Here is an 18076-nt window from a genome sequence, read left to right on the forward strand (position 1 = left end):
CACCCGGCACGACCACCGAGCCGGAACCGACCGTTCCGACCGGCAGAGACCGGTGACAAGGAGTTCTTGGGCACATGGCAGAGATACGAACAGAGATCCTCGTGGTCGGCGGTGGGCTGGGCGGCGTCGCGGCCGCGCTCACGGCGGCGCGGCTCGGCCGTACGGTGGTGCTCACCGAGCCCACCGACTGGCTCGGCGGGCAGCTCACCGCCCAGGCCGTGCCACCCGACGAGCACCCCTGGATCGAAGGCCCCGCCTGCCCACCCGGCTACGCCGACCTGCGCAGACGCGTGCGCGACTACTACCGCCGCAACTACCCGCTCACGCCCGGGGCGGCGCGGGACCCCCGACTCGATCCGGGTCTCGGCATCGTCAGCCGCATGTGTCACGAACCGCGGGTGGCCGCGGCCGTCATCGAGGAGATGCTGGCCCCCTGGCGGGCCTCCGGCGCGATCACCGTGCTGACCGGGTACGAGCCCGTCGCCGCGCACACCGAGGGCGACCGCGTCGAGGCGGTCACACTGGCCGGACGGTACGACGACCGCCGGATCACCGTCCACGCCTCCTACGTCGCGGACGCCACCGAACTCGGCGACCTGCTGGAACTGGCCGGTGTGGAACACGTCATCGGCGCCGAGGGCCGCGACGAGACCGGTGAGCCCCACGCGCCCGACACCGCCGACCCCCTCGACCAGCAGGCCGTGTCCTGGTGCTTCGCCCTGGAACACCGGCCGGGCGAGGACCACGTCATCGACCGGCCCGACACCTACGACCACTGGCTCACCACCACCGCGCCCTTCTGGCCGGGACCGCAGCTCTCCCTCACCGACGTCGTTCCGATCACCCTCGAAGAGCGCACCTGGACGCTGATGGGCGCCGACCAGAGCGCGGGGGAGCACTTCGACCTGTGGCAGTTCCGGCGCGTCCTGGCCCGCGAGCAGTTCGCGCCCGGAGCCTTCGCCTCGGACCTCACCGTCGTCAACTGGCCCCAGATCGACTACTGGGAGGCGCCGCTGCTCGGTGTGAGCGCCGAGGCCCGGCAGGCGGCCCTCGCCGCCAGCCGCGACCTGTCGCTGTCCTTCCTGCACTGGCTCCAGACCGAGGCCCCGCGCCCCGACGGCGGCACCGGCTACCCCGGCCTGCGCCCGCGCCCCGATGTCACCGGCACCGCGGACGGCCTGGCCAAGACGCCGTACATCCGCGAATCCCGCCGTATCAAGGCGGAGTTCACCGTCCTCGAACAGCACGTCGGAGTCCAGGCGCGGCCCGAGGGCGCGGGCAGCGAGGTCTTCCACGACAGCGTCGGCCTCGGCAGCTACCGCATCGACCTGCACCCCTCCACCACCGGCCGGACCTACATCGACATCGACTCCTACCCGTTCCAGATCCCGCTGGGCGCGCTGATCCCGGTCCGGGTCGACAATCTGCTGCCCGCCAACAAGAACATCGGCACCACCCACATCACCAACGGCTGCTACCGCCTGCACCCCGTGGAGTGGGCCATCGGCGAGGCCGTCGGCGCTCTGGCCGGATTCTGCCTGGACCGGGCGCTGCCGCCGCGCAAGGTCCGGTCCGACCAGGCGCAACTGGCCGACTACCAAAGGCTGCTGAGCCGTACCCTCGGCATTTCGCTGGCCTGGCCCGAGGCGGTCAGGACCCGGACGGAGGACCGATGAACCAGGGAGAGCCCACGATGCCGAACCCGGCGCGCGCCGACGACCACGAGACCCGTATCGCCGACCTGCTCGGCCGGATGACCGTCGAGGAGAAGTTCGGACAGTTGCAGCAGCTCGCCTGGGCCTGGAACACCGGTCCCGGCGGGGGCAGTACCGGCGCGGTCGAGGCCGCGGCGCGCAAGGGCCTGCTCGGCTCGGTGCTCAACGTGGTCGGCGCCGCGAACAGCAACGCCGTTCAGCGCATCGCGGTGGAGGAGTCCCGGCTCGGCATTCCGCTGGTCTTCGGCCTGGACGTGATCCACGGATTCCACACCACGTTCCCCATTCCGCTGGCCCAGGCGGCGGCCTTCGACCCGGCCGTGACGCGGACCGACGGCGAGGTCTCGGCGGCCGAGGCCCGGTCCAACGGCGTCCACTGGACGTTCTCGCCGATGGTGGACGTCACCCACGAGCCCCGGTGGGGCAGGATCGCCGAGAGCCCCGGCGAGGACCCGTATCTGGCCGCGCGCTACGCGGTGGCCAAGGTGCACGGGTACCAGGGGGACGACCTGTCCGCGCCGGACCGGGTGGCCGCCTGCGCCAAGCACTTCGTGGCGTACGGCGGCGCCGAGGGCGGGCGCGACTACAACACCGTGGACGTCTCCGAGCAGCGGCTGCGCAACCTCTACCTGCCGCCGTTCGAGGCCGCCGTCGCCGCGGGAGCGGCCACCGTCATGGCCGCCTTCAACACCGTCAGCGGCGTTCCCGCGCACGCCAACCCCCGTACGCTGACCGGCGTTCTGAAGGACGGCTGGGGGTTCGACGGGGTCGTGGTCAGCGACTGGACGGGGGTCCAGGAGCTGATCGCGCACGGCAGCGCGGCCGACGAGGCCGACGCCGGGCGGCTGGCGCTGTCGGCGGGTGTGGACCTGGAGATGGTGTCCACCACCTTCGTCGACCACGGCCCGGCCCTGCTGGAGCGCGGCGAGTTGAGCCAGGAGCGGCTGGACGACGCCGTGGCCCGCGTCCTGCGGCTGAAGCTGCGGCTCGGTCTGTTCGAGCGGCCGTACGTCGAGGAGTCCGCCGAGATCACCGCCCCGAGCGCCGCCGCACGGGCCGCCGCCCGCGAGGTGGCGGGCCGCTGCGTGGTGCTGCTGAAGAACGACGGCGGAGCGCTGCCGCTGGACGGGACCGCCATCGGGACGCTCGCCGTCCTCGGCCCGTTCGCGGACAGCGGCGATCTGCTGGGGACGTGGGCGCTGCCCGGAGCGCCCGAGGCCGTCCCGGTCCTGCGGAGCCTGCGCGAAGCCCTGCCGGACGCGGTTGTCACCCACGCCCCGGACGTTCCCGCGGACGGCTCCGACGTCTCCGGCCTTCCGGAGGCCGTCGCGACGGCCGCGGCCGCCGACGCCGTCGTCCTGGTGGTGGGTGAGCCCTCCGAGATCAGCGGAGAGGCGGCGGTCCGCAGCGACCTGGGACTTCCCGGCCGCCAGGAGGAGTTGATCAGGGCGGTCGCCGCGACGGGCACGCCGTGCGTGGTGGTGCTCGTGGGCGGGCGGCCATTGACGATCGGGGACTGGGCGGACCAGGTGCAGGCGGTCGTCATGGCCTGGCACCCCGGCATCGAGGCGGGCCCGGCCATCGCCGACGTGCTCACCGGAGCCGTCGTCCCGGGCGGCAAGCTCCCCGTGACCTTTCCGCGGACGGTGGGCCAGGTCCCGCTGTACTACAACCACGAGCGCACCGGCCGCCCGTACGACCCGGCCGTGCCGGAGGAGAAGTACGTCTCGAAGTACCTCGACGTCCAGGACGGCCCGCGATTCCCCTTCGGCCACGGCCTGAGCTACACCGACTTCGCCCTCGACGAGCCGACGCTCAGCCACGAGCGGATCACGGTGCGCGAACTCCTGGCGGGCGAGACGGTCGAGGTCACCGTCCGCGTCCGCAACACCGGCGAGCGCGAAGGGGAGGAGGTCGTCCAGCTCTACGTCCAGGACCCCGTGGCCGCCATCGCCCAGCCGGTCCGCCGCCTGCGGGGCTTCGACCGGGTCCGGCTGGCCGCAGGGGAGGAGCGGACGGTCCGCTTCACCCTCGGCGCCGACGACGTCGGCTTCTGGACGAACGACCCGGCCGGGGTCTTCACCGTGGAGCCGGGCGAGATCCACGTCCACACCGGCAACAGCTCGCGCACCCAAGCGCGCCGGACCTTCCGGATCACCTGACCAAAGCGATACCCGACCATCCCGATACCTGGCCTTCCGGCCCGCCTGACCATCGGGATACCTGACCAGAGCCTCCGCGCAGAGGCGTACCGCCCGCGCGGGCACATCATCTCGACCCACGGAAAGGAGCGCGCACGAGGTCCCGTGGAGCCGGATCCGGGGTCCGCGACGCCGTGAACGTCGCGGCCCGGAAGCGCACACGGACTGCCCGGCACCGCGCCGGTACACGCCGGACGCGGTTGGCCGAGGCATGCCCCCACCACGATTCATCGGCTGCGTGCCTGTGCGTCGACATACGCACGCAGTGAGGGAGAACCATGAGAGCAAAGGCGCTCACACTCGCGATCGTACCTGTCGTCCTCGGCTGCCTGCCCGCCACAACGGTCGCGGCACACGCCGCGACGGCGACGTACTACGTCTCGCCGAGCGGCAGCGACAGCAACACCGGACTGTCACCCGCCCAGGCGTGGAAGACCGTCGCGAAGGTCAACGGCTCCACCTTCCCCCAGGGAAGCTCCGTCTCCTTCGAAGGCGGGCAGACCTTCACCGGCTGCCTGGTCTTCAACTCCGTCAACGTGCCCTCGTCGTCCGCGTCCACGCCGTTCGTGGTGAACTCCTACGGCACCGGGCAGGCCACCCTCTCCTCGAACTGCACCGGCGACTACTCGGCGGCCGTGACGGCCGACAACGTCAGCGGCTTCCAGTTGACCGGACTGAAAGTGGTCAACGGCTCCACGACCGCGGCCGGCGTCCTGCTGGAGAACCAGAACGGCACGGCCGCCACCCAGGGGCTGGCGGTGTCCGGCTCCGACATCTCCGGATTCTCCACACCCGCCGGAAGCAGCAGCTCGTTCGGCGGGGAGATCATGATCCTCGGCTACGCGGTCAACGGGCACAGCGGGCCCCTGAACAACGTCCAGATCCGTCACAACAAGCTGCACGGCGCGAGCGTGACCTCACCGGACGGGCCCGGCATCTACGGCTGGGGCTCCGGGGAGAACATCACCGACGTCACGGTCGAGGGCAACACGGTCTACAACCTGGGCATGCCCGCGAAGGATACGGGTGCGGGCATCACCGGCAACGGCTGGGACGGCGCGGTGATCCAGCACAACGTGATCCACGACGTGGGCGCGAACGTGACCTCCTGCGGCGGCGCGAGCGGCATCGAGACGTACACCTCGAACAACGTCACCATCAGGTACAACGAGGTCTACAACGTGCAGCCGTACCCGGCGTTCACGGCCGGGTGCGACTGGGACGGCATCGACCTCGACGGCGGCACGACGAACTCGGTGGTCGAGTACAACTACACCCACCACAACGCCGGCAGCGGCCTGCTCGCCTACACCTCGACCGTCGACTCCAAGGTGTGGGGTCCCAACACCTACCGCTACAACATCTCCGAGAACGACGACTGGGCCAAGATCCAGGGCGGCCTGATGACCGTCGTGCCCAACGCGCCGAAGAACGCGCTGTCGGTCTACGGGAACACCTTCTTCACCAACGTCGCCCAGAGCACCAAGTCCACGGCCAGCGCCTGCTTCAACTTCGGCTACAGCGCGGGCACCTGGGCCGGCGGCTCACTGATCGCGGACAACATCTGCGACATGGGCAACAGGGACCAGTACGGTCACCCCGGCCAGTTCTACTACAACGCCTACGGCCAGACCGGCATGACCCTGTCGCACAACCTGTACTACGCGGCCAGCTCCCCGGCCTGGCGCTGGGGCGGCACCACCTACAGCACCTTCGCCGCGTGGCAGGCCGCGGGAGTGGAGACCGGACCGGTCTTCGGCGACCCGCTGTTCACCTCGCCCGGCACCGGCGGCACCTGCGCCTGGACGCCGTCCTCCGGCGCGGGACCGCAGCCGTGCCCGCAGGCGTACACGCTCGCCTCCGGTTCCCCGGCCGCGGGTTCGGGAGTCGCCGTCTCCGGCAACGGGGGCGTGGACTACTACCAGAACGCCATCCCCGGCACCCCCAACATCGGCGCCGACGCCGGTTAGCGCTCTGCCCCCGCACCTGCCGGGGCGGCCCGTCGCACGCGATGAGCGGCGGGCCGCCCCGGCGCGGCGAAGTGACCATCGCACGGCCCGAACTGACGCCACCTCAACCAGCAGATTCCTAAGGAGCGCTGAAACGGCATGACCGCACCGCGCACTCTCCTCACCACCGAACCCGCCCGCGACAGCCGGGACTTCCGCACCGAGCGGCTCAGCGCCGACCTGGTGATCGTCGGCGGCGGAATGGCCGGTACGTGTGCGGCCGTGACCGCCGCGCGGGCCGGGGCGCGGGTCGTCCTGGTCCAGGACCGGCCCGTGCTGGGCGGCAACGCCTCCAGCGAGATACGGCTCTGGGTGCTGGGCGCCACCGCGCACATGTTCAACAACAACCGCTGGTCGCGCGAGGGCGGCGTGCTCGACGAGATCCTCGTGGAGAACATGTTCCGCAACCCCGAGGGCAACGCCGTGCTGTTCGACACCGTGCTCCTGGAGAAGGCGGTCGCCGAGCCGGGCATCACCCTCCTGCTGAACACGGCGGCGACGGCGGTGTCCAAGGACGGCGACCGGATCGCCTCGGTGAGCGCCTTCTGCGCCCAGAACTCCACGCGCTACGAGCTGACGGCCCCGGTGTTCTGCGACGCGTCGGGTGACGGCGTCCTCGGTTACCTGGCCGGCGCCGCCTACCGGATGGGCGCGGAGTCCACCGAGGAGTTCGGCGAACTCTTCGCGCCCGAGGAGTCGTACGGCGGCCTGCTCGGCCAGTCGATCTACTTCTACAGCAAGGACGTCGGACGGCCGGTGACCTTCGTGCCGCCCGGCTACGCGCTCGACGACATCACCGAGATCCCCCGCTGGCGCAGCTTCGACACCACGGTCCAGGGCTGCCGGCTGTGGTGGATCGAGTACGGCGGCCGTCTCGACACCGTGCACGACACGGAAGAGATCAAGTGGGAGCTCTGGAAGGTGGTCTACGGCGTCTGGAACCACCTGAAGAACTCCGGTGACTTCCCCGAGGCGAAGACCCTGACGCTGGAGTGGGCCGGGCTGATTCCCGGCAAGCGGGAGAGCCGCCGGTTCGAGGGCCTGTACATGCTCCGCCAGCAGGACATCGTCGACCAGCGCCCCCACGCCGACGCCGTCGCCTCCGGCGGATGGTCCCTCGACCTGCACCCGGCCGACGGCGTGTTCAGCGAGCACGCCGGGAGCAACCACCTGCACGCGCGCGGGGTCTACCAGGTGCCCTACCGCTGCCTGGTCAGCCGTGACGTGAGCAATCTGCTGCTGGCGGGCCGGATCATCAGCGTCTCGCACGTCGCGTTCGCCTCGACCAGAGTGATGGCCACCTGCGCCCAGATCGGACAGGCCGCCGGGATGGCCGCCGCCGTGTGCGCGCGTGACGGCGTACTCCCGGCGGAGCTGACGAAACCCGACCGGATGGCCGCCCTTCAGCGTGAACTCCTGCGTGCCGGGCAGCACATCCCCGACCTGCGGCTCGACGATCCGGACGACCTCGCCGGGCAGGCCGCGCTCACCGCGTCGAGCGAGCTGACCGTGGGGTCGCTCCCCGGCGACGGTCCCGCGGTGCCGCTCGACCACTCACGCGCCCAACTGCTGCCGCTGGACGCGGGAAAGCTGCCGAGGATGACGCTGACCGTCGACGTGGCCGCGCCCACCACCTTGCGGGTGGAGCTCCGTACCGGCAGCCGGCCGGAGGACTACACCCCCGATGTGGTGCTGGCCGCGCGGGAGTTCAGTCTCGACGCCGGCGCCGGGCAGCGGCTCGAGGTCGACGTCGAGGCGGCGGTCGACCGGCCGCGGTACGTCTTCCTGACGCTGATCCGCAACGACGACGTGTCGGTGCGGACCACCACCCGGCGCGTCACCGGCCTGATCTCGGTCCGGCACACGGGCACCCAGGAGGCGGACGACGCCGTCGGCAAGCCGCGCGTGGAGTTCTGGACCCCCGAACGGCGCCCCGGCGGACACAACTTCGCCCTGACGATCGACCCTCCGCTCAGGGCGTGGAGCGTGGAGGGCGTCCGCAACGGCCACGACCGGCCCACGGCGCGGCCCAACGCGTGGGCCGCCGCGTACGAGGACCGCCGTCCCACCGTCCGCCTGCGCTGGCCGGAACCCCGACGCATCGGCCGGATCCACCTGACCTTCGACACCGACGCCGACCACGCCATGGAGTCCGTCCTGTGGGACCACCAGGAGCGCGCGGTGCCGTTCTGCGTACGCGATTACGTCGTCCGCGCCGGGGACCGCGTGGTCGCAGAACGCGCCGACAACCACCAGACCCACAACGTCCTCACCTTCGACACCCCCCTCGAAACGGACGAGCTGTCCGTCGAGGTGGTGTCCACGCACGGCGCCGCCCCCGCCGCGCTCTTCGCCGTCCGCTGCTACGCGGCACCGTCGTGACGCCACCGCGGGGAGGAGACGTCCTACCGCGCGCGGTGCCGCAGGACGCGGAGCTGGGACATCAGCAGGCGGATCAGCGGCGTGCGGTTGCGGTGGCTGTTCTCGTAGCGCAGCACCGTTTCCAGTTCTTCGCGCTGGAGTGAGGGGACGATCCCCTCGATCGTGAGCTTGGGCAGATGTTTGTAGTCCGCGATCGGCAGTGCGCCGGTGGGCGGCGAGCCGGTCTCGTCATCGAATATGTCCAACGAAGTCACCTCTTGGGTCACGTATGCGCGTGCCCGGAGGAGGACCGGGGAAACGGGTGTTCGAGTGGGGATCGTCACAAGGGCGTCTCCTCGGCGTGCGCGGGACCTCGCCCGCCCGCCGTCCGGGGCCGCGCGGCCCCGGACGGCGGATGCGCCGTCGCTCCCGGTCAGCGCGCGAGCGCGGCCAGCCGGTCCCGTACTCCGGACATGTCCCAGCCCTGGGAGCGGTGGGAGATGAAGCGGTCGGGCCGGAGCAGGCACAGGCCGGGGCCGGTGGCCGCGAACGCCTGGTGGCAGGCGCCGTGCCGGTCGCCGAGCAGCGACCGGTCGGGGTCGCCCTTCCCGCGGGTCCGGCTCACCGCGACGACGGTGCCGAAGTCCCCGAGCGCCTCGCGGCCCGCCCGCGTCACCTCCGCGATCCGCCGCTCGTCGTCCTCGTACCCGAGGAACACCAGCAGGGCGTGTTCGCTGCCGCGCAGCCGGTGCCGCAGCGTGGTGAAGCCCGTGCCGTCGTGGACGAACGCGTCGGGGGAGAGGTCGCCGGGGCCGGGGCCGCCCGCGCCGGACCTGCGGGCGCGGTCGACCTGCGGGCTGTGCTCGTAGTCGACGAAGAGCTCGGTGACGCCGAGGGCCAGCCGATGCCGTACGGGAGGGGTCCTGCTGATCAGCCGCAGTGCCTGCGCTCGCAGCGTACGGGCGACCGGGGCGTGCGTCGTGGCCACCTTCGTGGCGCGGGTCGTGGCGTGCAGCACCCGGTCCGCCACCGGACGGCGCTCCTGCTCATAGGAGTCCAGCAGCCCCGCGCCCGCCCGCCCCTGCACGACCAGCGCGAGCTTCCAGGCCAGATTGTGCGCGTCCTGGAGGCCGACGTTCATGCCCTGTCCGCCGACCGGGCTGTGGGTGTGCGCCGCGTCCCCCGCCAGCAGGATGCGCCCCTGCCGGTAGTGCTCGGCCAGCGACTCGCGCACCTCGAAACCGCTCAGCCAGTCCACACGGGAGATCGCGCTGCCCCCGTCGGCGCCGCAGAGCGGGGTGCGCTCGGCGAGCAGCCGGTTGAGCATGTCCTCGTCCGGTTCCGGCGCGTCGGAGCCGGACGGGACATCGGCGATGACACGCCAGTGGCCGGGCTTGGGGAGCGGAAGCAGGACGAGGATGCCGTGGCCGCCCAGCCAGGGATGCAGCCGGTCCTGGGGAAGATCCCAGTCGGCCGCGACATCGGCGAGCAGGAAGGCGCGGTGCAGATCCCGGTGGTCGCCGGCGATCCCGGCCGTCCGCCGTACGGTGCTGTGCGCCCCGTCGCAGGCGATCAGCCAGTCGGCGCGAACCGTGCGCTCCGCGCCGTCGGGCATCCGCAGGGTCGCGGTGACGCCGTCCGCGTCCTGACGGCACGTGGTCAGTTCGGTGCCGCGCTCGGCGACCGCGCCCTGCCGCCGCGCGGCCGTCTCCAGTAAATCCGCCACCTCCGGCTGCGGGAGGGAGAGCGCGAAGGGGAACGGCGAGCGGATGCCGTCCAGTTCGAGCGGGATGACGTCGTCCGGGCCGGGATGGACGTCGATACGGCGCAGGATCCGGCCGCGGTCGACCGCCTCCTCGGCGATCCCGAGGTCGTCGAGCACCTCCAGGGTGCGGGCTCCCACCACCAACGCCCTGCTCTGCGTGTTCTCCTCGGTGGACCGCTCGATCAGCCGGACCCGCACACCGCGCCGGACCAGCTCCTCGGCGACCAACAGCCCGGTGGGCCCCGCACCGACCACCAGAACCTGGCAACTCGCGCCGCCGTCAACGGTGTTCGCTTCCATCGATCCTCCGCGAGACCTCATGCGTGTCCTGCCGACACGGCCTGGCCCTCGCCTACCCCGTCCCGCCCTCCGCCCCCGCGGCAAATTCGGCCGGGGCCCGGCGCGCCACCGCCGCCGGTCGGGCAGCCGGTCGAGCGGTCCTCGCGGATTGCCGGTTTCGGCCACCCCTGCCTCGCCATTTTCCGTTCATAGGGGTGGCGCTCGCCGGATTAGGGGTTACTGGCGAGTGCGGAGCCGAACTAGTTTCGAAACCGCATGCATGGCACTCCTTGGGCACGTTGGGCGGATTTGTACGAATTGGAGATGTGTGTGAACCGCGAGGCATGGTTCAGCCGCTATCACCCAGCTCCGCCCGGAAGTGAACCCCGCAGACTCGTCTGTTTTCCGCACGCCGGAGGCTCGGCAAGTTTTTACCTCCCCGTTTCCAGCGCGCTGCAACCGGATGTCGAAGTCATCGGGGTGCAGTATCCGGGACGGCAGGAACGCAGGACCGAGCAACCGGTCCAGGACCTGCACGACCTGGCCGACCTGGCCGCCGAGGCGCTGGCCCCCATGGTCGACCGGAGGACCGCGTTCTTCGGCCACAGTATGGGCGCGGTCGTCGCCTACGAAGTGGCCCTGCGGCTGAAACGGAACCATGGGGTGGAGCCGACCCGGCTCTTCGTCTCCGGGCGCCGCGCGCCCTCCGCCCACCGTCCGCTGCCCGATCCGGTCCACCGGCGGGACGACGCCGGCATCGTCGCCGAACTGCGCCGACTCGCCGGTACCCACGCCGATCTGCTCGCCGACGACGAGATCGTGCGCATGATCATGCCCGCGGTCCGCGGTGACTACCGGGCCATCGAGACCTACGCGCCGCGCCCGGCGCCGCCGCTGGAATGCCCGGTCACCGCGTTCGTCGGCGACCGCGACCCGCAGGTGGAGATCGCGGAAGCGGAGGCGTGGGCGGGGCACACCGCGGGCCCGTTCGACATCGAGGTCTTCCCCGGCGGCCACTTCTACCTGGTGGCCGAGGGGCCGGCGGTGATCGCCGGGTTACGCGACCGGCTCGGCGTGCCGGTGTGACCGATCCGGCGGTGACCGGGTTGGCGGTGACCGGGCCGGCCGTGGCCGACCCGGATGCGGCCGAGTCGGAGATGGCCGACTTCTTCCGCTTCCTTAACGCGCCGGGGTTGCCCGATCTTCGGAAAGCCGCGATAGAGTCGAATCGGCTTTCGGATACGGTGGGAGTTGGCTGTTTGGGATAGATGAGGATCATCTGTGCCACGGGGTTCACACCCGCAGGCGCTTTGTTGCGTTCCCGGTGTCTTTTGGGTAATGCGAATTGAACGGTTTGAACGGGGGCTGTTCACTGTCGTGGAATTTATTCAGCGTGAAGCGCAGTTAGAGTTTTTGAGCAATTCCTTGCGGGATGTCATGTCCGGCAGCGGGAGAACGGTTCTGGTCGAGGGCGCGATCGCCTGCGGCAAGAGCCAGACCCTGGAATGGGTCATCGACGAGGCGACCAGGTCCGGGGTCACCCTGCTGTGCGCGGCGGGGTCGCCCGCCGAGGCCGGCACACCCCTGGGCGCCGTCTCCCAACTGATGGACGGCGTGCCGCCGTCGACCGCGCCACCGGTACCGCCCGACGGGGCCACCGAGCAGGGAACCGGCCGGTTCGCCCGCCAACTCGCCGCGGCCGTGAAGGACATGGCCGAGCAGGCACCGGTGGTCATCGCCGTCGACGACCTCCAGCACGTCGACGCCGAGTCGCTGCGGTGTCTGCTCCAGCTCGCCCGGCTGACCCGGCGCGGACGTGTCCTGATGGTGCTCACCCAGCCGCTGCACGGCGGACCGCGGGACCCGCAGTTCGCCGTCGAGCTGCTGCGTCAGCCCGAGGTGCACCGGCTGCGACTGCTGCCCCTGGACCAGGACGGCGTGGCCCAGATCCTGGCCGCGTATACCGACCTGCCCGCCGGAGCGGTCAACGCCGCGGAGCTGTACCGGCTGACCGGCGGCAATCCGCTGCTGCTGCGCGCGTGTCTCGAGGACTGCCACCGCGCGGTGGCCCACTGGCCGCCGGGCATCGCCCCGCCGCTCGCCGGGGAGCTGTTCGGACAGGCGCTGCTGACCTGCCTGCGCCGCGGAGGCGAGGACACCTGGGAGGTGGCCGCCGCCGTCGCGGTGCTGGGCGAGGCGGCCGACACCGAGTCCGTCGGGCGCGTCTCCGAGGCCACCTCCTGGAGCGTCGACGAGGCGTTGCAGGCACTGGAGTCCGCGGGCATCGTGGACGGCCCGCGCTTCCGCGACCCGGTGGCGCGGTCCGTGGTCCGCGACAGCCTGGACGCGGCCGAGAGCGGCCGGTTGCACCGCGAGGTCGCCGGTCTGCTCAGGGACCAGGGCGCCCGCCCCTCGGCGGTGGCCGCGCACCTGCTCGCGGGGGGCGAGGTGCCCGGCTCCTGGGGAGCGGCCGTACTGCGGGAGGCCGCGGAGGCCGCGCTGCACGAGGACGACGCCCCGCTCGCCATCGACTACCTGGAGCTGGCCTGCGCCGGGTGCGACGACGAGCGGGTGCGTACGGACATCAGGCTGCGGCTGGCCGCCGTGCTGTGGCGGATCAACCCCGCCGCGGCCGAGGCCAGGCACCTGCCGGAACTGGTCGCCTCCGCGGCCACCACCCGGCTGCCCGCCCACACCGCCGCCGGTCTCGCCGACCTGCTGATCAGCCACGGCCGCTTCGAGGAGGCCCGCGCCATCCTCGGCGGCCTCAAGGCGAGGGCGTCGTCCGGCCAGTGGGGCGCGGCGCAGGCGGCGCTCGGTCAACTGACGCCCCTGGCCGGGCAGTGGTGCGGCGAGGGCGGCGACCCCGGGTTGCAGGACCACCCGATATCCGCGGACGCGGTGGCGCATCCGTCCCCCGACGGGTCGCTGCGCTGCCCGGTCCTGTCGCCCGACACCGGCGTGGAGACCTCGGCCGAACGCTTCCTGCGGGTGTCTCCGCTGATGGACGTGACGCTGACGCCGATCGTCAACGCCGTGGTGTCGCTGTACTTCGGCGACCGGCTGGAAGCCGCCGACGACGCCTGCCGCAGATTCCAGGAGGAGGCCGACCGGCGGCGGGCGCCGGGCTGGCGGGCGGTGTTCGCCGGCCTGCGGGCCGACATCGCGCTGCGCGGTGGGCGGCTGGAGGCCGCCGCGCAGTACGCGCAGGAGTCGCTGAACAGCGTCTCCGCCCACAACGGGAGCTTCTTCGTCGGCGGTCCGCTGGCCGTGCTGATCCTCACGCACACGGCCGCGGGCGACTACACGGCCGCGGCCCGACGGCTCAACCAGCCGATTCCCGACGCGTTGCTCAAGAGCGTCTACGGTCTCGGATACCTGCGGGCACGCGGCCACTTCTACCTGGCCACCGGCCAACCCGAGGCTGCGCTCACCGACTTCAAGACCGCGGGCCGCTTCGCCGTCCGCTGGGGTGTCGACCGACCGGTGCTGCTGCCCTGGCGCACCGACGCGGCGCAGGCGCTGTGCCGTCTCGAACAGCCCGACCGCGCCGAGCGGTTGATCGTGGACCAGCTGCGGATGCCGGACGCGGTGCACCCGCGGGTGCGCGGCGTCACGCTGCGGCTGCGCGCGCAGAGCGTCGACCTCAAGCTCCGGCCGTCGCTGCTGGCCCGGGCGGTCGAGGACCTGCACCGGTCGGGCGACCGGCTCGAACTGGCCCGCACCGTGGGCGTGCTGGGCGAGACGTACCGCGAACTGGGAGAGACCACACGGTCGATCGCCGTCACCCGCCGGGCCCTGCACCTGGCCCGCGAGTGCGGCGCGGAACCGCTGTGCGCGGAGTCCGGGCAGCGGCTGCGTGAGGGCGAGCGGGAGCGGGCCCAGGATCTCGCCCCGGCCGCCGCCGCGCTCGCCGAACCGGTCGCCGCCGACGCGCTGGGCGCGGAGGCCGAGGCGAAGCTCAGCGATTCCGAGAAGCGGGTCGCGGCCCTGGCGGCCTGCGGATACACCAACCGGGAGATCTCGGCGAAGCTGTTCGTGACGATCAGCACCGTCGAGCAGCACCTGACCCGGGTCTACCGCAAGCTCAACATCACCAGGCGCCACCAACTCCCGCTGGAAGTGCACATGCCGACCAACGAGATCGCCTGACCGCCGGGTCACAACGGGAGGACCGCTCATGCAGCAGATCATCGACGCCGTGCGCGCGGGTGCCGGAGCCGAGGACTTCCTCGCGCTCCCGGTGCCGGAGAGCTACCGCGGCGCGGCCGTGCTCCGCGAGGAGACCGACATGTTCGAGGGGCTGGAAACCCGCGAGAAGGACCCCGCCAAGTCCCTGCACACCATCGACGTCGCCACCCCGGAACCCGGCCCCGGTGAGGTACTGATCGCCGTGATGGCCAGCGCGATCAACTACAACACGGTCTGGAGCGCGATCTTCGAACCGCTGCCCACGTTCACCTTCCTCGACCGGTACGCGCGCAGCAGCCCCGAGGCGGCGCGCCACGCGCAGCCGTACCACGTCCTCGGCTCCGACGTCGCCGGGGTGGTCCTGCGCACGGGGCCCGGCGTGCGCAACTGGAAGCCGGGTGACCGGGTGGTCGCGCACTGCCTGAGCGTGGAGCTGGAGTCCGCCGACGGGCACGACGACACGATGCTCGACCCCGAGCAGCGGATCTGGGGCTTCGAGACGAACTTCGGCGGCCTCGCGGAGCTGACGCTCGTCAAGTCCAACCAGTTGATGCCCAAACCCGCGCACCTGACGTGGGAGGAGGCCGCGTCGTCCGGGCTGGTCAACTCCACGGCCTACCGCCAGCTCGTCTCGCGCAACGGCGCCTCGCTCAAGCAGGGCGACGTGGTCCTGATCTGGGGCGCGGGCGGCGGCCTCGGCTCGTACGCCACCCAACTGGCCCTGAACGGCGGGGCGGTGCCGGTGTGCGTGGTCTCCGACCCGCGCAAGGCCGAGCTGGTGCGGGCCATGGGCGCGGAGCTGGTCATCGACCGGGCCGCGGAGGGCTACCGGTTCTGGAAGGACCCGCAGACGCCCGACCCGCGCGAGTGGAAGCGGTTCGGCGGCCGGATACGGGAGTTGACCGGCGGCGAGGACCCGGACATCGTGCTGGAGCACCCCGGCCGGGAGACCTTCGGCGCCAGTGTCTTCGTCACCCGCCGCGGCGGCACCGTCGTCACGTGCGCGTCCACCTCCGGATTCCGGCACGAGTACGACAACCGGTACCTGTGGATGTCGCTGAAGCGGATCGTCGGCTCGCACTTCGCCAACTACCGCGAGGCGTGGGAGGCCAACCGCCTCATCACCAAGGCGATGGTGCACCCGACGCTGTCCACGGTCTACCCGCTGGAGGCCACCGGGGAGGCGACCCGCGCCGTCCACCGCAACGAGCACAGCGGGAAGGTGGGCGTGCTGTGCCTGGCGCCCCAGGAGGGGCTCGGCGTGACCGACCCCGAGACGCGTGAGCGGCACCTGCCGGAGATCAACCGGTTCCGTACCCCGGTGGGCTGACAACGGCGGCGGCGCGCACCCGTCGCGGGCGCGCGCCACCGTGTCGCTCCGCCCGGCCGGGGGCGGTCAGCGGTCCGTCACTTCCGGTCGATGAGGGTGACGTCGGAGCTGCCGTACAGCGCCATCATCCGGTCGACCAGGCCGACTTCGTTGACGTGGATCGTCATCACGATGTTCACCCGGATCATCTTCTCCTCCGGGTCCTTGGGCGGGATCGGCGGCAGCAGGCCCGACTCGGTCATCGCGGGACCCGCCAGCGGCAGGTAGTTGAAGGTCGAGACCATCGGCACCGACGCCCACTGGCCGTCCTTGGACGCCACCGGCATGGCCGCGTCCTCGAAGGCGCCGGAGAAGACGGCGGCGGCGGCGCGCTGGCTGAGCGCGTGCAGGCCGTGCTGCTCGCCGTTGCCCACCGGGTCCTCGAAGGTGCAGTCCTCGGCGTAGAGCTGGAGCAGGCCCTCCACATTGCCGTCGTTGATCATCCGACAGTGTTCGAGAATGAGCCACTTGGCCCGTTTCTCGTCGGTCATCGTGGCTGCTCCGATGGTCGGGAGGGCGGTGGGACGGGAAGTCGGGAGAGCGGTCGGGAAGGCGTTCGGTCGGCCGGGCGCAGGGCGAGGGCCGTCGGGACCTGAAGGGGAGGCCACGGCGGTCACGTGTGGACGACCGACACCGGCAGCGACTTCACACCGAAGAAGTTCCGGTCGTAGAACTCCAGCGGCTCGCTGCGGTCGAGCCGCACGTCCTGGTAATGGTCAAGGAGGAGATTGAGGGCCACGCGCCCCTCCAGCCGGGCCAGCGGCGCACCGATGCAGAAGTGGATGCCCTTGCCGAACGCGACGTGCGCGTTGGGCGTACGGGTGATGTCGAACCGGTCCGGGTCCTCGAACTGCCGCTCGTCGCGGTTGGCCGACGCCAGCCACGGGATGACGATCGACCGCTCGGGGATGACCACACCGCCGATCGGCACGTCCCGGGTGGTGTACCGGCCGGTGATGGTGAACGGCGGCCGGTAGCGCATCACTTCCTCCAGCGCGGCCGGGATCAGCGAGCGGTCGGCGCGCAGCGCGGCGGCTGCCTCCGGGTGCTCCTCGAAGCACAGGATCGCGCTGCTCAGCATCATCGTCGTGGTGATGTGCCCGGCGATCAGCAGCAACCGGGCGAAGTTGACGGCCTCCTCCGACGACAGCGGCTCGCCGTCCACCTCGCTGGTGGCCATCTTGCTGAGCAGGTCGTCACCGGGACGGGACCGCCGCTCCTCCAGCATGCCGTCGAGGTAGTAGTCCATCTCCTCGATCGCGGTCCGCAGGCGCTCGTAGTTCTCCGGCAGGTCGATGCCGACGATCTTGGCGGCGATGATGCGGTCCGCCCAGTGCCGGAAGATCGGCCGGTCCTCGGCCGGTACGCCCAGCAGCTCAGCGATCACGATCACCGGCAGCGGATGGGTCAGATGCCGCACCAGGTCGAAACGGTCCATGCCGTCGGTGGCGCCGAGCAGTTCCCGGCCGATCTCGGCGATCCGCGGCTCCAGTTCGGCCACGGTGCGGGGCGTGAACACCCGGCTGATCCCGCGCCGCAGATGGTGGTGCTCGGGCGGGTCGATCTGGGCCAGGTCACCGCGGGCGATCTCCGCCGCTTTCGGTGACACCGGGGTCGGGTCGGAAGAGAAGTCCTTCTGGTCCGACAGCACCCGCTGCACGTCCGCGTACCGCAGGACGTGCCAACTGCCGTTCTCGTCGCGGAACACCGGATGGTCGTCGCGCATGCGGCGCAGCCACGCGAACAGTTCAGCGCCGCCGTCGGCGGCAGACGGCGGGCTCAGCGACACAGCGGAATCGGTCACGCGAGACTCCCAGCGTATGACGCGCGGCGTGCGGATGCGGCCGTGGCCGGACACTTGTTTCACGCCGCGAATGAGGAATTATTCCGAATTTCATCGCCCGTGGACGGTAACAGCGTGCGGCAGTGGCTCAAACCCCGGAATAGGTATAGGGGGTGGGGGCCGTGTTTTAGGGGGTACCCCCGCGGGGGCAGGGGTCGTGCGGTCAATGACCCCGGTTGACTGGCCAGTTGAACGCTGATGGGATCGATTACCGGTCCACGTCCGTCCTGTCCGCAACCACGGATGACGGCGCGGAGGGCGACAATTCCGAGGCGATCGGGACGCGCACTCCGCATTCCACCGAGGCGGTGGAAAGTCTGGCGTTTTCGTGCGACCTGTATCA

At 71.4% G+C, this 18076-nt stretch carries 11 protein-coding genes; 7 read left to right on the forward strand and 4 right to left on the reverse strand.

Going from position 1 to position 18076, the window contains the following annotated elements; genetic code table 11:
• The first annotated feature begins 74 nt into the window (after positions 1-74).
• The 4 genes from ACFZAM_RS15945 to ACFZAM_RS15960 all read left to right on the forward strand — a co-directional run bounded on the left by ACFZAM_RS15945 (position 75) and on the right by ACFZAM_RS15960 (position 8307).
• Positions 75-1676 carry an FAD-dependent oxidoreductase gene (locus ACFZAM_RS15945; RefSeq protein WP_391046421.1) on the forward strand — a complete coding sequence of 534 codons (1602 nt, stop codon included), beginning with the start codon at positions 75-77 and terminating at the stop codon, positions 1674-1676.
• On the forward strand, positions 1673-3877 hold the full coding sequence (locus ACFZAM_RS15950; RefSeq protein ID WP_391046424.1) for a glycoside hydrolase family 3 N-terminal domain-containing protein: 2205 nt from the start codon (positions 1673-1675) through the stop codon (positions 3875-3877). The genes ACFZAM_RS15945 and ACFZAM_RS15950 overlap by 4 nt, the downstream gene beginning before the upstream one ends.
• 317 nt (positions 3878-4194) lie before the next feature.
• Positions 4195-5886 (forward strand): right-handed parallel beta-helix repeat-containing protein, encoded by a 1692-nt coding sequence (locus ACFZAM_RS15955; protein ID WP_391046427.1) that lies wholly within the window; start codon positions 4195-4197, stop codon positions 5884-5886.
• Positions 5887-6024: 138 nt separating this feature from the next.
• On the forward strand, positions 6025-8307 hold the full coding sequence (locus ACFZAM_RS15960; protein ID WP_391046429.1) for an FAD-dependent oxidoreductase: 2283 nt from the start codon (positions 6025-6027) through the stop codon (positions 8305-8307).
• 23 nt (positions 8308-8330) lie between these two features.
• Here ACFZAM_RS15960 and ACFZAM_RS15965 read toward each other — a convergent pair whose 3' ends face one another.
• Both ACFZAM_RS15965 and ACFZAM_RS15970 read right to left on the reverse strand, forming a co-directional pair.
• Positions 8331-8552, reverse strand: a complete 222-nt coding sequence (locus ACFZAM_RS15965; protein WP_355332750.1) for a hypothetical protein — start codon at positions 8550-8552, stop codon at positions 8331-8333.
• A 167-nt stretch (positions 8553-8719) separates the two neighbouring features.
• Positions 8720-10351 carry an FAD-dependent monooxygenase gene (locus ACFZAM_RS15970; protein WP_355332747.1) on the reverse strand — a complete coding sequence of 544 codons (1632 nt, stop codon included), beginning with the start codon at positions 10349-10351 and terminating at the stop codon, positions 8720-8722.
• 303 nt (positions 10352-10654) lie between these two features.
• Here ACFZAM_RS15970 and ACFZAM_RS15975 point away from each other — a divergent pair, with 303 nt between their 5' ends.
• The 3 genes from ACFZAM_RS15975 (at position 10655) to ccrA (ending at position 15851) form a co-directional block, all read left to right on the forward strand.
• On the forward strand, positions 10655-11416 hold the full coding sequence (locus ACFZAM_RS15975; RefSeq protein WP_391046433.1) for an alpha/beta fold hydrolase: 762 nt from the start codon (positions 10655-10657) through the stop codon (positions 11414-11416).
• A 252-nt stretch (positions 11417-11668) separates the two neighbouring features.
• A complete protein-coding gene (locus ACFZAM_RS15980; protein WP_391046436.1) occupies positions 11669-14482 on the forward strand; it encodes an AAA family ATPase in 2814 nt (937 codons plus the stop codon).
• A gap of 28 nt (positions 14483-14510) precedes the next feature.
• Positions 14511-15851, forward strand: coding sequence for a crotonyl-CoA carboxylase/reductase (gene ccrA / locus ACFZAM_RS15985; protein ID WP_355332739.1), 1341 nt, complete (start codon positions 14511-14513; stop codon positions 15849-15851).
• A 77-nt stretch (positions 15852-15928) separates the two neighbouring features.
• Here ccrA and ACFZAM_RS15990 read toward each other — a convergent pair whose 3' ends face one another.
• Positions 15929-16381 (reverse strand): nuclear transport factor 2 family protein, encoded by a 453-nt coding sequence (locus tag ACFZAM_RS15990; RefSeq protein ID WP_391046441.1) that lies wholly within the window; start codon positions 16379-16381, stop codon positions 15929-15931.
• Between the two features lie 122 nt (positions 16382-16503).
• Complete coding sequence (locus ACFZAM_RS15995; RefSeq protein WP_355332734.1) at positions 16504-17694, reverse strand: cytochrome P450; 1191 nt, start codon at positions 17692-17694, stop codon at positions 16504-16506.
• Between the last annotated feature and the right edge of the window lie 382 nt (positions 17695-18076).

The organism is Streptomyces sp. NPDC008079, assembly GCF_042957385.1.
Taxonomy (GTDB): domain Bacteria; phylum Actinomycetota; class Actinomycetes; order Streptomycetales; family Streptomycetaceae; genus Actinacidiphila.

What these genes read in the sequence shown, in the direction of transcription:
- ACFZAM_RS15945 (WP_391046421.1), top strand. Translation starts at nt 75, where the DNA reads ATGGCAGAGATACGAACAGAGATCCTCGTGGTCGGCGGTGGGCTGGGC.
- ACFZAM_RS15950 (WP_391046424.1), top strand. Translation starts at nt 1,673, where the DNA reads ATGAACCAGGGAGAGCCCACGATGCCGAACCCGGCGCGCGCCGACGAC.
- ACFZAM_RS15955 (WP_391046427.1), top strand. Translation starts at nt 4,195, where the DNA reads ATGAGAGCAAAGGCGCTCACACTCGCGATCGTACCTGTCGTCCTCGGC.
- ACFZAM_RS15960 (WP_391046429.1), top strand. Translation starts at nt 6,025, where the DNA reads ATGACCGCACCGCGCACTCTCCTCACCACCGAACCCGCCCGCGACAGC.
- ACFZAM_RS15970 (WP_355332747.1), bottom strand. Translation starts at nt 10,351, where the DNA reads ATGGAAGCGAACACCGTTGACGGCGGCGCGAGTTGCCAGGTTCTGGTG.
- ACFZAM_RS15975 (WP_391046433.1), top strand. Translation starts at nt 10,655, where the DNA reads ATGTGTGTGAACCGCGAGGCATGGTTCAGCCGCTATCACCCAGCTCCG.
- ACFZAM_RS15980 (WP_391046436.1), top strand. Translation starts at nt 11,669, where the DNA reads ATGCGAATTGAACGGTTTGAACGGGGGCTGTTCACTGTCGTGGAATTT.
- ccrA (WP_355332739.1), top strand. Translation starts at nt 14,511, where the DNA reads ATGCAGCAGATCATCGACGCCGTGCGCGCGGGTGCCGGAGCCGAGGAC.
- ACFZAM_RS15990 (WP_391046441.1), bottom strand. Translation starts at nt 16,381, where the DNA reads ATGACCGACGAGAAACGGGCCAAGTGGCTCATTCTCGAACACTGTCGG.